The sequence below is a fragment of the Bacillus cereus group sp. BfR-BA-01523 genome, from assembly GCF_022662615.1.
Taxonomy (GTDB): Bacteria; Bacillota; Bacilli; order Bacillales; family Bacillaceae_G; genus Bacillus_A; species Bacillus_A mycoides.
On record NZ_JAKUDX010000008.1, the window covers coordinates 170,260 to 185,553 of the forward strand.

Below are 15,294 nucleotides of genomic sequence, written 5' to 3' on the forward strand. Positions count from 1 at the left end.
TCCCACCTTTTCCTATGTATGCTTATTTAATTGCACCTTTTGTTAATCCTTTTTGTAATTGCTTTTGCCCTAAAAATAGTAAAATCAACGTTGGAATGACGATAACCGTAACACCGGCCATTACACTGCCCCAATCAGTTGCAACTTCTTGAGATTGAAGCTGCTTTACACCAATTTGAACCGTTCTTACTTTTTCATCAGTGGTTACTAAGAGCGGCCACAAATACATATTCCACGTTGTTAAAAAGCTATATACTCCAAGCGTAATAAAACTCGTTTTACAATACGGAATTACAACACTGAATAAAAACCTTACATTTCCAATCCCTTCAATAAAAGCAGCTTCTTTCAGTTCATTCGGAAGTGTCATAAAATGTTGACGTAGTAAGAAAATACCGAAAGCTGTTGCAAAAAATGGCACCGTCATCCCAGCAAAACTATTAATCCATCCGAAGTTTTGAATCGTTAAAAAGTTCGGTACCATCGTTGCTTCCCACGGAATAAGCATTGTTGAAATAAACAAGAAGAAAATTAAGTTTCTGCCTTTAAACTGAAGAAAAACAAAAGCATAAGCTGCTAAACTGGATACGATAAGTTGTCCAAGCATAACAACTGTCGATACAATTAAACTGTTATATAAGTATGTAAAAAGAGGTACTTTTTGAAAAATATTAATGAAATTATCAAAAGTAAATTGAGTTGGAAATAACCTTCTCATTTGAATATCGTCTGGTGTCATAAAGCTTATTAAAAAGGCATACAGTACAGGAAAAAACACCATTACTGCACTAATAATGAGCAGCATGTATAATAGGAAATTTTGTTTCCACTGTTTAACGATCATTTATAATGCACCTTTCTCTCAGCAAACTTAAATTGAATCAATGTAGCAATAAAAATGAAAATAAATAATACCATCGCTTGTGCACTTGCTGTTCCAAATTGATGATTCACAAATGCCTCTTTATAAATCGAGTACACAATTAAATTCGTTGCATCATTCGGTCCACCGTGCGTTAAAATATCAATTTGTCCAAAGCTTTGGAATGCACTAATTAACGTTACTGTCACGATAAAAAATAAAGTTGGTGATAGCATCGGTAATGTAACGCGGCGAAGCTTATATAAATAACTAGCACCATCTATAGATGCACTCTCATATAAAGACGTATCAATATTTTGTAAACCACCTAATATAACTAAAAATGCAAATCCTGTATTCACCCAAACCGTTGTAACCGATACAGAAAACAGTGCCCATTCTGGACTCGTTAACCATGCGATTGCAGGAAGATTCATAGAGGCTAATATATTATTAAATAACCCTACACTTGGATGAAATAAAAATAGCCAAATCACTGCACTAGCAGCTACTGATATTCCCATCGTTGAAGAAAACAGTACTCGGAATAACCCGATCCCTCTTACTTTTTCATTTGCAATTAATGCAAGAAATAAGGCGAATACAATGCTAGTAGGAACTGTATATAAAACAAATAATAAAGTTGACTTTATACTTTTGTAGAAAGCAGGATCCGAAAATAAATATTGATAATTTTCTAAGCCAACGAAAAGATTAGCTTCTCCGTGTATATCTGTTAAATAAAAGCTATAGTAGATCGTCCTAAACAATGGATAGAAAAGAAAAATTGAAAATAACAAAATAGATGGCGCCAAAAACAATAATCCTATTCTTAAATCTTTCGTTCTGCCCCATAAACTCTTCTTTTTTGACACTGTTGTTTGAACTGGTAACTTACCTACTTCAATCATTATTTCGCCACCACTTTCAACTCTTCTTCAGCCACCACTTTTAATCGTTCATTCTTATTTTGATGAAAGAAGCATAGTTTTTCTTGCGAGAATAATAATTTTACTTTGTCACCTTTGTTCAGGAGTAACTGTCCGATGACTTTCGCACTCCAAGTTGTTCCATTTACCGCAAAGTTTAATATAGATTCATTCCCTAATACTTCTACAGATTGCAGCGTCACTTCTTGTCCTTCCTCAGACAGTGCAATATGCTCAGGACGCATACCTATTCGAATAGTTCCTTCTGGTAATTGCTTTAGCTGTCCAATAGATAATGGGATTTGCAATTGCCCTATATGTAATATGCCTTTTTCTTTATCCACTTCCCCATCATTTATATTCATAGAAGGAGAACCTATAAAACTTGCAACAAATTCGTTTGCTGGTTCGTTATATATATCAAGCGGTGTTCCAACTTGTTGTATACTTCCTTTATTTAAAACCATAATACGATCTCCCATAGTCATTGCTTCTATTTGATCGTGAGTAACGTAAATCATCGTAATTCCTAATCGTTGCTGAATTTCTCTAATTTCAATCCTCATCTGTGCACGTAATTTCGCATCTAAATTCGAAAGTGGTTCATCCATTAAACAAATCGGTGCTTGACTGACGATGGCCCTAGCAAGTGCAACACGCTGTCTTTGCCCGCCTGATAATTGGCCCGGTTTCATTTTCACATACTCTTTCAGTCCTACCATTTCAATAGCTTCCATTAATCGCTTTTGTCGCTCTTCTTTTTGTACCTTCCTTACCTTAAGTCCAAATAAAATATTTTCTTCTACAGTTAGGTGTGGATATAATGCATAATTTTGAAATACCATTGATAGATTACGGTCTTTCGGCTCTAAATCATTTGCAACATGTTCATTAATAATTAAATCTCCCGAAGAAATTTCTTCTAAACCAGCCAGCATTCGTAATAATGTACTTTTTCCACATCCAGAAGGTCCAACTAAAACAAAAAATTCTCCTCTTTTAATATGAACTGATACGTCTTTAACTGCTGTCTCTTCCGCATTTTTATATACCTTTGAAACATTTTTCAATTCAATCACAAGGTTGCACTCCTTTTTTCTTCTTGTATCCACACTTCATAATGACTCGTTGAAATTGCACTTGCTCCTGCACGAATTGCGATTTCTGCATCCTCTCGCGTTTGAATCAGCCCACCTGCAATAATAGGGAATTTTATTTCCTCCGCTAGCTGTTTAATAATAGAAGGCATAATGCCAGGCATAATCTCTACTGCATTCGGTTTAGTCGTTTTACAATTTTCAATTGATTTTGTAAGAGATAAAGTATCAACAATAAAAATGCGTTGAATCGTTTTCAATCCAATTTTATTGGCATTTCGAATTGTCGATCCCTTTGTCGAAATAATACCTTGTGCTCCGATAACATCTTGAATATATAAAAGTGCTTCCTCTGTGTTCGTATTTAAGCCTTGTATAAAATCACAATGAAGAAATACATCGTGTCCATGTTTCTGTAGTTCATATACACGCTCTGGTAACTCCAGCATTGAACCAGTCATAAGAAAAACTGTTTTCGGTAATTTTTTGTATGTTTTGTACCCTTTCCAATCCTTTATCATCGCAATATAAGGTTCTTTAAACATTCATTCCACCTAGCTTTTCTATTTTTATCCAAACTAAAAACACCTACTTACATAGAACACCTTTCTCCTTATTTGAACTCTAGGGAATAGAGCACACTTAAGAAAGCGGCACGTTATATGTAAGCGGGTGTTCTCAAATGTTCTCTACCCTAGTTATTTTGTTACCTTTACTATATTACGCATTTATTAAGTCAGTTTTGATAAATTGTTAATTAGATGTTAATCGAATGTTAATATTCACCATATTAATTTTACAATAATCTAGATATACGAATAAACCCCAACAGAACACAACAATGTTTAAAATTCAATCAATGTGTAAATTCATTCCATAGTTAATGAGTTTTAGTTTTCTCGCCACTGCTTGCGAAGCAAAGTTATCCCAAGAAGTACTATAAAGCGGAATGCGCTTTTCCTCTTGTATTGATAGTGCCCAGGCTGTAACGACATCAGCACCATATCCATTCCCTTGAAACTCCACTAAAGTTTCTACACTTGCCTCAGCAGCTACGGGCGTACTTCTGGCACTGCAACATATAGAAACTACCTTTTCATTTTTTACAATTGCAAAATAAGGTCGCCTCCATTCCATCTGTTCTATTAGATTAGAAAAATTTTCTCGCAAAAGCTCTTTATTCTTCTCTGTTATTTTTATTGTTCTAGTTGGCTTATGTAAATTATTAGGGAATATGAAAGCAGGACCCACCCAAATATTCTCCACCGTTCTCTCTTCATTTAATACTTTAATGATCTTTGCTATCTCAATGTGATTTGAGCATTCTCGAATTAATTTCTCAACCTTACTTATCATTTCACCATGCAGTTTATAATGATACCTCGTTATATTCCCTTCACGAGTTCTGCTAAGAAAAAAACGTGGTGCTTTCAGATTTCCATTTTCATTTACACACTTTATTCTTCCTACTTGATTATGAACAAATAAAACTTCTGCCTGAATTGCTATTAACTCAAGTTCTGAAAATCGCATTTATACCCTCCTTAACTACTATTTGTAGCCTTCTCGATATAGCATCCATCCATTTTTTCAAAACAAAAATCCCATTTAAATACACATTACTGAATCCATCATACTAAAATGACTTCTTCATTCTGTCTATCTAAATGGGATTATCTCGTGCTTTTTATTTCTTCAGCTTGTTATTCTGCCAGTTGTGGTTGTGGCTGTACTACTTCATTCGCTCCAGCTATCCTCAACATATTCGCAATATCTTTAAAACCTCTTTTTTCAGCATATTGCAGCGGCGTAATATTTTCCTTATTGGCCATATTTACATCTGCCCCGTGGTCAATAAGCATTTGAATTACTTTCTTATGACTTTCACTACCATTTCCTAATACAATTGCTTCTAATAAAGCTGTTCCACCACGTTCATTCTTATAATTCACATCAATATCTGTATGCTCTAATAATTCTTTAACAACCTCTACATGGCCACGCTCAGATGCAGAAATAAGTGCTGTTCCACCTGACTTAGTCGTTTCCTTCGTATTAACTCCTGCATTAATTAATACTTTTACAATATCCGTATATCCTTCTCTACTTGCATAAAGAAATGGATTACTTTGTTTTTCGTCTTGAATTTCAATATCAGCACCCGCATCAATTAATGCTTTAACTGTCTCTACATGATTTTGATACGTCGCTGCAAGGACAGGCGTTTCTCCGTTGTCACCTTCTACATTGATATTCGCTCCATCTTGGATCAGCTTCATAGCTGTTTCTGTGTCTCCAAGCGTCGCAGAAAGTAGCAACTGTTTGTCCATTAAATTTATACTTTTTTCTTCTTTAGATTCTTCCTGTTCTTTATGCTTTTCTTTTTTCTTTTCGTTTTTCACATGAACCGGTTTTGATTCTGGCTCCTCTTGCTTATCGCAAGCCACTACCGTCATTAAAAGTCCTAATAACATACATAATAAAATTTTTTGTTTTCTCACAACTACAGCTCCTATGAAAGATAATGTTTTCTTAACCATTCCTCCATCACATACAATAACTCTTCTTGAGTACATTTATCCATAAGCCCTTTAGATTCCTTCTTTAATCGGATTATCTTAAACTTATACTATGTTTCTCAACCTATTGGAATGATACGCCTGATGGCCTCATCATTAACATTATGAAGCAATTAGTTTAGCACGTTTTTACCGCATTTGTATATATTTCTAAAAAGTACATAAATGATTGCTTTAGGTTACTATATTCCATTGTAACCGTTCTTCTAAAATTTTTACACCTTTTCTATATTTGCACCTGAGTAATAATAGAAAAAGACAACTATATAGTTGTCTTTTTCTATTATTACTGATGCCCACCGTGATTCCCTGTTTTCGTTTTCCCCATCATCTCTTTATTCATTTCCCATTTATGCTCTGATAGCTCTTTATACGAAAGAACTTTCCCCTTATAGTTAGATACAAAACTCTCTGCATCTTTTTTATTTTTAAATGAAATGACATTATAAGCCATCGGTGTCGTTATTGTTTTATCATATACGTAAGTAGCATCTTCCAACGAAACCCAATCTTTCGAATCATAATCTCGAACAAATTTTTCTTTCGTCTTTTCACCTGAATTGATCTCCATCCATTTATACATGCAACCAATATCATCAAACTTTAATGCTTTTCCATTTTCTAAAATAATTTCGGTTGCGAATTGATTATCGATTACCCCAATTTGGCAAATGTCACACTTATCATTTTTCTCATTAATCGCAACAGCTGTTAGTTCTTTTTTCCCACATCCTACTATCGTAAATATGAAACATAAACATATAGCAAGTACGACATATTTTACTTTCATCAATATTCCTCCCTAGAAACCGTATACTCCACGAAAAGAATACCAAAAGGTTGTGTGAGATTTGTGAAAAAACAATGTTCTTTTTGTAATATATGGAACAAAAAAGAGATGTGCAGTTACTTCTACACATCTCTCATCATTCACAACCAGTAATTAACAAATCATCTTCTAACTTAACTAATAATGTATCCGTATCAATTTCCTGTCCAACTTCTACATTTACTAATCTTATATTTCCACTGATCCCTACCCCGATTTTCTCAAGCTCACCATCGTACTTTCGAATCATCATTAATTTTTCCCATTCATATACGTAAGAGGATTCATTAATAAAAATCTCCTCTACTTTGCCTTTACATGAACTATAAATTTCTTCTATTCTTGTTTCCATTCAAAATCTACTCCCTACTTCACGCGCTTCTCGTTTTCACCTTATTCTACCATTCTTGTACGAAGGCATTTATCTTTTTAAAAATTCAAAATTACCTCATGAACAAAATGATCAAAATAAAGATTATGTTTCTAATGATGTTATTTCTTTAATTATTTACCATTCGAATTGAACCTTTTATTATAAATAAAAAACCTTTTATCTGAATTTCCGTTTTATATTGAAAGCGCAATCATTTTTTGAGGGGGAGATTACATGGTAGCATTACTTGGATTTGCAATGGTATTCGTCTTTATGTTTTTGATTATGACTAAACGTATGTCAGCCTTAGTAGCATTAATATTAGTTCCAATTATTTTCGCATTAATTGGTGGCTTTTATGCCAATATGGGCCCGATGATGTTAGAAGGAATTCAAAAGCTAGCACCTACTGGTATTATGCTTATGTTCGCCATTTTATATTTCGGAATTATGATTGATAGCGGTTTATTCGATCCTGTTATTAGTAAAATTTTAAAATTTGTAAAAGGTGATCCTTTAAAAATTGTTGTTGGTACAGCTATTCTTACTATTATCGTTTCATTAGATGGTGACGGAACAACAACATATATGATTACAGTTTCCGCAATGTATCCACTATATAAACGTCTTGGAATGAATCCACTTATATTAGCTGGGGTTGTTATGTTAGGGGCAGGTGTTACAAATCTTACACCTTGGGGTGGACCAACTGCTCGGGTTATGAGTGCTCTTGGACTTGATGCATCAGAGCTCTTCACACCACTTATACCAGGAATGATTGCTGGTGCAATTTGGGTAGTTTTCGTTGCCTATTATCTTGGAAAAAAAGAAAGAAAACGTTTAGGAATTATGGATGTACAATATTTAAAACAAATGCAAACAATGGATGAGCAAGCTGCGACAATCGAAGCTGCCGTGCATAAACGCCCGAAACTGCTATGGATTAACTTTTTATTAACTGCTTCCCTCCTCGTTTGTCTCATACTAGAGATTATGCCGTTACCTGTTTTATTTACAGTCGCTTTTGCTATTGCCGTTATGATTAACTATCCAAACTTAGAGCAACAAAAAGAGCGTATTGCGTCTCACGCTGGAAACGTATTAGCGGTTGTTTCTCTCGTCTTTGCTGCTGGAATTTTCACAGGTATTCTATCTGGAACAAAAATGGTAGATGCAATGGCTCAAAGTGTTGTTACTCTTATACCAGATGCACTTGGCCCACAGCTTCCAATTATTACAGCTTTACTAAGTATGCCGTTCACATTTTTCATGTCTAATGATGCTTTTTACTTCGGCGTATTACCTATTTTAACGAAAGCTGCTGCCGCTTACGGAATTAGTGCAGCAGAAATGGGACGTGCTTCGTTACTCGGTCAACCTGTTCACTTACTGAGTCCCCTCGTGGCTTCCACTTATTTATTAGTCGGAATGGCCAAGGTTGATTTTGGTGAACACCAACGATTCACTTTACTTTGGGCTGTTGGAACGACAATGGTTATGTTGATTACTGGAATTGTAATTGGAATTATTCCAATATAAGATGAAACTAGAAAAAACAGTAGAGGAAATGTAATAATCCTCTACTGTTTTTATTGTTGTAAAAATCCCCTATGAAGAAACGCGGAAATACCTTCTTTCTGGCCTTCCTACACTTCCATATATAAGCTCCGCATGCACTTTCTTTCCAGAGATCAAATACTCTAAATAGCGCCTCGCAGTTGATCGGCTTACACCTACCATTGAACTTAGTATCTCTGCAGTAATTCCCTCTTCATTAATAGTTAGCATATGCTTTTTTATTTTTGCTAACGTTAAAGGATCGATTCCTTTTGGCGCATATTCTATTGGATTTGCCTGCACCCCTCTTTGGGACCATAGATGTTCAATCTGTTCTGAAGATAATTGAGCATTTTTCTTTAACTTCGTAATCTTCTTTTGATAACCTTCTAAACTTGTTTTAAACCGATCAAATGTAAGTGGCTTTACGATATAATCTGTTACCCCGCCTCGTAAAGCATGCCACACTACATCCGTCTCTGATGCGGCTGTAATCATAATAATATCTGTATCATGCAAATTATGCCTAATATATGTGACGAGTTCTGTCCCTTGCATGTCAGGTAAATATACATCTAGTAAAACGAGTTGTGGCTTTACAAACTCTAACCATTCTTTCGCCTGTTCCCCAGTCGTTGCTGTTCCAATTACTTTAAACCCTTCAATTTTTTCAGTAAAACGACGATGAATTTCCGCAATCCGAATATCATCTTCTACAATCAATACTTCAATCCCCTCATTCATTACAATTCGCCTCTCTCTTTCGGTAATGCAATGATAAATAAAGCACCACCTAAATCCCCTTTTTCAATCGCAATACTCCCATTTAAATCTTCCACTAACTCTTTCACTTTCGCTAATCCATATCCACGTTTTTCGCCCGCCTTCGTCGAAAAACCTTTATAGAATATACTTGTAATTATTTCATCATGAACACCTTGTCCTGAATCTTCCACTTCAATTAATATTTCTTCGCCAATGTCTGTTACAAACATTCTTACTTTCTTATTATGCCCGTGATTTCTTTCAATTGCTTCAAATGCATTCGTAATCAAATTCCCTAAAATAGAAACAACGTAATTACTCTCAATATGCGGACTTAACTCTTCTAAACTACTTTCCCGATCTAACATAAAATCAATCTTCAACTCTCGCGCCCTATTATAAAATCCAATTAAAATCCCACCTAACCATGGATTTTGAATTCGTTTCATAATAAATTGAACGAACTCTTGATATACTGCCGTTTCCTTATGAATAAGCTCTAAAGCATCTTCATAAGACTCTAATTGAATAAGACCTGAAAGCGTATACAACAAATTGTTATATTCGTGTGTTTGCGCCCGTAATGCCTCTGTATATTGCCGTGTTTGAGATAATTCCGCTGTTAATTGATCCATCTCAGATTTCAAGCGCAAGCTGGATACTACACCAGTTACTTTATGATTAACTTTAATAGGTAGACGATTAGCAATAACATCCTGCCCCTTTATATTTAATTGGCGATCAAATTGTTCTTCTCCGGTTTGAAGTACATCCAGTATCGATGAATTAGGAATAACATCTAAAATAAATTTCCCTATTATATTTTGTTGTTTATCTAAAGAAAGGATATCGTATGCCGCTTGATTTACTAAACTAACCATACCATTTTTATCGATTACTACAATTCCTTCACGTACAGATTGAATAACTGTACTATGCTCCTCGTATAAAGATGAAATTTCTTCTGGCTCCATTCCAAACATCATCCGCTTAATACTTTTAGCTAAATATACAGAGCCAATTATCCCAATTAACAGACCTGTTATTGTAATCCAAAACACACGCTTTCCATACACTTCTATCGCTCCATGAATATCATCCATGGAAAAACCAACAGATACTACACCAATAATTTCATTATCCTGATTACGAATTGGGACTTTTCCACGTAATGAAGGCCCTAATGATCCCGTTGCTTTCGAAACGTAAGATTTCCCTTCTAATAGAACCCCTTTGTTATCTCCGCCCACCATAGCTTCTCCTATTTTATCTCGCTTAGGATGTGCATAACGAATACCATCTTTATTTCCAACTACAATAAAGTCAGCATCTGTTTCGATTCGAATTTTTTCTGCAATTGGCTGAATAATAGAAGCTGGATTTTCTTTTTGAAAAGCTTCCTGGATTTCCGGTATAGCAGCAACTGTTTTCGCAACATGCAACGCTCTTTTTCCGATTTGGTCTTCTACCGTTTCAGATAATATGTAGTAAAATAAATAACTCGTTAACAGAAGCACAGCAAGAATAAGTGTACTAATAGTTAATGTAATTCTCGGTTGTAGTTTCAATTTCTTCAATTTCAACATCATTCCCCTAACATCAATGAAGATAGAATTTAAAGAAAATACAGTCTTTTGTTTTCGTATTTAATCATAACACGATTACTATATATTTCTTCACTTTATCTCATTACCGTTGCCATAAAAAAGAAACGAAGTAAAATGATTACCTCGTTTCTTAACACTTGCCTCTTATACTTTAAACTTGCCAATCATCCCTTGTAATTCTTCCGCCATTTGCGATAGATGAACTGCTGCTGCATTTATTTCATCTACTGAAGCTAATTGCTCTTCAGAAGAGCCCGCGATATTTTGGACGCTTGCTGCGTTTTCTTCAATCGTTGCTGCAATTTCATTAATAGATGCACTTACTTGTTTTGCATCTACCGTCATTTGCTTCGCTACTTCTACCATACTATCAATTTGTACTACTGTATCATTTGTAGATTTCAATATTTCTACAAAGCTTTTCTTCGTTTCATTTGCAACTACAAGCCCTGATTGTACCTCTGTCCCAACTTGATTCATAGAGCTTACTGTTTCTTTTATATCAAATTGTATCTCTTTCACTAGCTTATCAATTTCCGTAGAAGATTGTCCCGATTGTTCTGCTAATTTCCGTACTTCATCGGCTACAATTGCAAAACCTCTTCCTTGTTCCCCAGCTCTTGCAGCCTCAATTGCAGCATTTAATGCTAATAAGTTTGTCTGCTCTGCAATATGTTGAATCACTTCAAGGATTGCTCCAATTTGTTTCGACTTATCATCTAATAAAACAATGACTTTATCTGACTTTGAAACAGACTCATGAATTAATTGCATTTGATTCACAGTTTGCTCAACTAACTTTCCACCATCTTCGGCTTTTTTCTTCGTATACATAGAGGCTGTAGATACTAATGAAGAACTATCTGCAACACGCTGAACTCCTTCTGTAACTTCTTCTAATAATGTTGCTCCTTCTTCAACTTCTCTCGTTTGTATTTCAGCCCCACTCGATACTTGCTCTATCGCCTGTGTAATTTGTTCCGTCGCTTCACTTGTCTGCTTCATGCTAGCTGTTAATTCTTCTGAAGATGCTGCTACATGACTTGCTGAAATATTTATATTTGAAATGACATTATGTAATGATAATGCCATCTCGTTAAAGCTTTCTCCTAACTGCCCAATTTCATCTTTAGAATGAACTGTAATTGATTCTGTTAAATCACCTTCACTAATTTTTTTCGATGATATTACAAGTTGTTTTAACGGTTTAATAATAGAAGCAATTATAAAGTAAATTAAAACCCCGCCGATCATTAATGAAATACCAATAACAGTTATCGTTTTATAGAAAATAGGCTCCGCCGCTTGAATAATTTCTTTTGAAGGCATAATTCCTGCTATTTTCCATCCAGTTTTCTTACTCGTTTTAAAAGTAATATTACGATCTTCACCATCTAATGAATAATGAAAATCACCAGCTTCCTGTTTATAAAATTCCTTACTAAGTTTCTCTTCTAATTTCTCTCCTGGCTTCAGTGTCGGGTGTGCGACTACATTTTTATCTTGATCAAATATCGCTACATACCCTTCCTTACCGATATTAACCATCTTAGAAGTAGTTACAATATCATTGATAATTAAGTCAATCCCGAGAACACCACTTTTATCTTCGTTTTGTTTTGCTAGTGTAATAACAATATTCCCTGTCGTTTTTGACTTATATGGAGCAGTTACAATCACTTCTCCGCTTTTTTTCACTGCCTCTTTATACCAATCTCTTTCTGTAGGATTATATCCTTCGGGCATTTGAATAGCTGGTGATTGAATAAATTGTCCATTACTAGATCCTGTATAGATCGCTTCCATTTCTGGATGTAATTTATTATATTCTTCTAGTTTATTTTGGATGTTTTGAATTTGATCCGCTTGGTAACTTGATTGTGTAAATAATTTCGTAAAATAAGTTGCATCTACTTTTTTACTATCCAATTCCTTATTAATTACATTATCCAAAATTTTTATATTATCTTTCGCCGATTTTAAAATCGTTTCATTAAAATTTGTTTTCGCCTGCTGATAAGACGTCCAACCAATTACAATACTTGGAAGAATTAAAATAATAATAAATGACACAAGTAACTTTGTTTTTAAACTACTACTCCTTAATTTCCTTTGAAACATATTCCTACCCCTTCATACCGTTTTACATGCAATAACTTACAATTAATCTATTTATAAAAATCATAAGATATAAATACCTTAATGAGACTCTTTATTTCTCTTTACTCATCTTTCTAAATTTAAAAGATTATTGCATACATACTTCATTCTATAAAAATTTAATAATTAAAACAATGTATAAAAATGTATATTATTCGAAATATTATAATTCACAGAAGAACCTCTAGTATCCCACTTACTAGAGGTTCTTTCCATCTTACTATTCTTTAGTTTTTTCTACTTCTTTTTCCTTATCTTCTACTACAGATACAACAGGTTTATCATTTGCTAATTGTTGTACTGCCCCTTTTCCTGCAAACCCTTCTAATAACTCTTTTAAATCAATACCAGAAGAAGCTTTTAGTGTTTCCTGCATTGTTGCCATTAAATCAGTCGCATACCCTGCAACTTTTCCGGCACCGCTATTCTTTCCACCACCGCCTGTATCAACGACTGTAATTTTATCAATGTTGCTAAGCGGACTCGCAATTTCTTTCGCATAACTTGGAAGCATTTTAAGAACCATATCCATAATCGCGGCTTGCCCATATAATTCAAATGCTTCTGCAATTTTTTGTTTCGCTTCTGCTTCTGCTAAACCTTTTAACCTAATAACATCTGCTTCCGCTGTACCTTGCGCCTTTTGTACTTCTGCCTTTGCCTGACCTTGTGCTTTTTCAATTTCTGCTTTTGCTAAACCTTCTACACGAACTTCTTCTGCACGTGCTCTTGCTTCTGCTTCAATTTTATATTGATCCGCATCTGCTTTTTTCATTTGTTTTACTTTTTCCGCTTCAGCTGATTGTTCAACAGCATAGCGATCTGCATCTGCCTTTTTCTTTACTTCTGCATCGTATTGCTTTTCACGACGCGCAATCTCTTTTTCTTCTAACTCAATTTGCTTTTCACGCTCAATGATTTTAACTCGCATTTGCTCTTCTGTAACACCTTGTTGCGCTTTCGCTTGTTGTAATTCGTAAGAAAGATCTGCATCTGCACGAGCTTGTTCTTGGTCCCTCTTATAAGATTGTACTTTTAATTCCTTATGTTTTTCAGCTTCAGCGATTTGTGCATCACGTTGATATTCTGCTTCTTTTGCTTCTTTCTCAGCACGAGCTTTTTCAATTCGTGCCTCTTTTTCACGCTCTGCATTCGCAACTGTTGCATCACGCTTAACCATTGCAATTTGCGGCTGACCAAGTGCATCTAAGTAACCGTTTTTATCCATTATTTCTTTAATTGTAAAGGAAACGATGCGAAGTCCCATCTTCTTCAAATCAGTAGAAGCCACTTCATGCACCTTTTGTGCGAATTGCTCTCTATTACTATAAGCATCTTCTACTGTCATAGAAGATAAAATAGCACGTAGATGCCCTTCTAAAACTTCTTTTGCTTCTACTTTTAACTCTTCCGTTTCTTTTCCTAAATATTGTTCAGCCGCTGTAGAAACTTCTTCAATTGTCGATCCTACTTTAATAATAGAAACACCGTTTACTGTAATCGGTACACCTTGTTTCGTATAGGTATCACGTGTTCCAACTTCTAATTTGTAGTTTAATAAGCTAAGAAGTTCTGCCCGTTGCATAATTGGAACAACGAAAGTACCACCACCGCGGATAATCTTAATCTTCTTTCCATCATCAGTGGTAACGACATTCTTTCCACCACCAAGCCAGTTCCCTGTTACAATTAATGCTTCATCTGGACCAACTGTACGATACTTCGTAATGAATACTAAAATGAGTAGAAGTAAAATTGCGAGTAAAACTCCACCGATAATTAATGGAATCGTCATGTAAATTCCCCCTTATAATTTTGGTTTCTTTAAAGAATAAGCGATGTTTTGTACAAGTAAAACACCATCTTGAACTCCTTCAATAATGACCTCGGTTCCTTGTGAAATATCTTTTTTCCCAATTGTTTTCGCTGGTATTGCATTACTTCCAAATTGGGATGAGATTAATACTTCTCCAAATCCTTCTTTCGGAATCGATATAATTACTTCTCCTTTTCGTCCAATAAATTCATCCATGCGGTGCATTGTATTTTGCTCTGCCTCTGCAATCGGTTTTAAAATTAATATTTTCATTATGAAAACACCGATAAAGGATATAGCAAATGAGCCACCAAAAGTAATAATGCTATTAAAGGAAAATAAATATTCTCCTATATAACTAAGTCCACATAACATTGCAAAAAAACTAAGTAATAAAGTTACAACGGATACAGATCCGCCCCCAAAACTAAATATTGATTCAAATATATCTCCAAAGAAAATATAAATAACAGTGAGTATAGTAGCAATAATAAATCCATATAAATAAATTGTTTCAAGTGGATAACCAAACAAGACCATTTCTTATCCCCCTTTCTTAAACAATCCCTTTTTTTGTTATATGTATGCCCCACCTCTTTCAAAGATTATCGTTCTTAATTTTCAGTTATTTATCTTTTAAAGAAAAGCCTGTAAGACAGGCCTCTAAAAAAGAACAGGAGAAACCTATTGTGACAGGCTCCTCCTAGTAAATAACCGATA

14 protein-coding genes and 1 pseudogene are annotated in these 15,294 nt (G+C 34.7%); 1 reads left to right on the plus strand and 14 read right to left on the minus strand.

Annotated features, from left to right (window positions below; all coding sequences use genetic code 11):
• Positions 1–22: 22 nt before the first annotated feature.
• The 8 genes from MR066_RS19990 to MR066_RS20025 all read right to left on the minus strand — a co-directional run bounded on the left by MR066_RS19990 (position 23) and on the right by MR066_RS20025 (position 6,648).
• Entirely contained in the window at positions 23–844 is an 822-nt protein-coding gene (locus MR066_RS19990) for a carbohydrate ABC transporter permease (protein ID WP_002125118.1), read from the minus strand.
• Positions 841–1,773, minus strand: a complete 933-nt coding sequence (locus tag MR066_RS19995) for a carbohydrate ABC transporter permease (protein ID WP_000573576.1) — start codon at positions 1,771–1,773, stop codon at positions 841–843. Before MR066_RS19995 ends, MR066_RS19990 begins: the two co-directional genes overlap by 4 nt.
• Positions 1,773–2,870 (minus strand): ABC transporter ATP-binding protein, encoded by a 1,098-nt coding sequence (locus MR066_RS20000; RefSeq protein ID WP_113708913.1) that lies wholly within the window; start codon positions 2,868–2,870, stop codon positions 1,773–1,775. Before MR066_RS20000 ends, MR066_RS19995 begins: the two co-directional genes overlap by 1 nt.
• Positions 2,867–3,433 carry a glycerol-3-phosphate responsive antiterminator gene (locus MR066_RS20005; RefSeq protein WP_002010401.1) on the minus strand — a complete coding sequence of 189 codons (567 nt, stop codon included), beginning with the start codon at positions 3,431–3,433 and terminating at the stop codon, positions 2,867–2,869. Before MR066_RS20005 ends, MR066_RS20000 begins: the two co-directional genes overlap by 4 nt.
• Before the next feature lie 307 nt (positions 3,434–3,740).
• Positions 3,741–4,421 (minus strand): GNAT family N-acetyltransferase, encoded by a 681-nt coding sequence (locus tag MR066_RS20010; RefSeq protein WP_242248310.1) that lies wholly within the window; start codon positions 4,419–4,421, stop codon positions 3,741–3,743.
• A gap of 170 nt (positions 4,422–4,591) precedes the next feature.
• Entirely contained in the window at positions 4,592–5,464 is an 873-nt protein-coding gene (locus MR066_RS20015) for an ankyrin repeat domain-containing protein (RefSeq protein WP_002029673.1), read from the minus strand.
• A gap of 289 nt (positions 5,465–5,753) precedes the next feature.
• On the minus strand, positions 5,754–6,257 hold the full coding sequence (locus MR066_RS20020) for a nitrous oxide reductase accessory protein NosL (protein WP_242248311.1): 504 nt from the start codon (positions 6,255–6,257) through the stop codon (positions 5,754–5,756).
• A gap of 136 nt (positions 6,258–6,393) precedes the next feature.
• Entirely contained in the window at positions 6,394–6,648 is a 255-nt protein-coding gene (locus tag MR066_RS20025) for a hypothetical protein (protein ID WP_060750498.1), read from the minus strand.
• Positions 6,649–6,903: 255 nt separating this feature from the next.
• Between MR066_RS20025 and MR066_RS20030 the strand changes: the two genes are divergently transcribed.
• A complete protein-coding gene (locus MR066_RS20030; protein WP_242248312.1) occupies positions 6,904–8,208 on the plus strand; it encodes a CitMHS family transporter in 1,305 nt (434 codons plus the stop codon).
• Positions 8,209–8,277: 69 nt separating this feature from the next.
• Here MR066_RS20030 and MR066_RS20035 read toward each other — a convergent pair whose 3' ends face one another.
• From MR066_RS20035 to MR066_RS20055, 6 genes and pseudogenes are all read right to left on the minus strand, one after another.
• Positions 8,278–8,970, minus strand: coding sequence for a response regulator (locus MR066_RS20035; RefSeq protein WP_016101865.1), 693 nt, complete (start codon positions 8,968–8,970; stop codon positions 8,278–8,280).
• Entirely contained in the window at positions 8,970–10,580 is a 1,611-nt protein-coding gene (locus tag MR066_RS20040) for an ATP-binding protein (protein ID WP_242248313.1), read from the minus strand. Before MR066_RS20040 ends, MR066_RS20035 begins: the two co-directional genes overlap by 1 nt.
• 162 nt (positions 10,581–10,742) lie before the next feature.
• On the minus strand, positions 10,743–11,690 hold the full coding sequence (locus tag MR066_RS27410; protein ID WP_372584076.1) for a methyl-accepting chemotaxis protein: 948 nt from the start codon (positions 11,688–11,690) through the stop codon (positions 10,743–10,745).
• Positions 11,685–12,719: pseudogene (locus MR066_RS27415) on the minus strand (HAMP domain-containing protein); the annotation flags it as partial. The pseudogene MR066_RS27415 and the gene MR066_RS27410, both read right to left, overlap by 6 nt.
• 259 nt (positions 12,720–12,978) lie before the next feature.
• Positions 12,979–14,553, minus strand: a complete 1,575-nt coding sequence (locus tag MR066_RS20050) for a flotillin family protein (RefSeq protein WP_002125100.1) — start codon at positions 14,551–14,553, stop codon at positions 12,979–12,981.
• Positions 14,554–14,565: 12 nt separating this feature from the next.
• Positions 14,566–15,114: an NfeD family protein gene (locus MR066_RS20055; protein WP_242248314.1), complete on the minus strand. Its 549-nt coding sequence runs from the start codon at positions 15,112–15,114 to the stop codon at positions 14,566–14,568.
• Positions 15,115–15,294: the final 180 nt, after the last annotated feature.

Bases quoted from the DNA above. Each gene is read 5' to 3' on its own strand.
- MR066_RS19990 (WP_002125118.1), bottom strand. From the start codon at position 844: ATGATCGTTAAACAGTGGAAACAAAATTTCCTATTATACATGCTGCTC.
- MR066_RS19995 (WP_000573576.1), bottom strand. From the start codon at position 1,773: ATGATTGAAGTAGGTAAGTTACCAGTTCAAACAACAGTGTCAAAAAAG.
- MR066_RS20005 (WP_002010401.1), bottom strand. From the start codon at position 3,433: ATGTTTAAAGAACCTTATATTGCGATGATAAAGGATTGGAAAGGGTAC.
- MR066_RS20010 (WP_242248310.1), bottom strand. From the start codon at position 4,421: ATGCGATTTTCAGAACTTGAGTTAATAGCAATTCAGGCAGAAGTTTTA.
- MR066_RS20015 (WP_002029673.1), bottom strand. From the start codon at position 5,464: ATGTACTCAAGAAGAGTTATTGTATGTGATGGAGGAATGGTTAAGAAA.
- MR066_RS20020 (WP_242248311.1), bottom strand. From the start codon at position 6,257: ATGAAAGTAAAATATGTCGTACTTGCTATATGTTTATGTTTCATATTT.
- MR066_RS20025 (WP_060750498.1), bottom strand. From the start codon at position 6,648: ATGGAAACAAGAATAGAAGAAATTTATAGTTCATGTAAAGGCAAAGTA.
- MR066_RS20030 (WP_242248312.1), top strand. From the start codon at position 6,904: ATGGTAGCATTACTTGGATTTGCAATGGTATTCGTCTTTATGTTTTTG.
- MR066_RS20035 (WP_016101865.1), bottom strand. From the start codon at position 8,970: ATGAATGAGGGGATTGAAGTATTGATTGTAGAAGATGATATTCGGATT.
- MR066_RS20040 (WP_242248313.1), bottom strand. From the start codon at position 10,580: ATGATGTTGAAATTGAAGAAATTGAAACTACAACCGAGAATTACATTA.
- MR066_RS27410 (WP_372584076.1), bottom strand. From the start codon at position 11,690: ATGGCATTATCATTACATAATGTCATTTCAAATATAAATATTTCAGCA.
- MR066_RS20050 (WP_002125100.1), bottom strand. From the start codon at position 14,553: ATGACGATTCCATTAATTATCGGTGGAGTTTTACTCGCAATTTTACTT.
- MR066_RS20055 (WP_242248314.1), bottom strand. From the start codon at position 15,114: ATGGTCTTGTTTGGTTATCCACTTGAAACAATTTATTTATATGGATTT.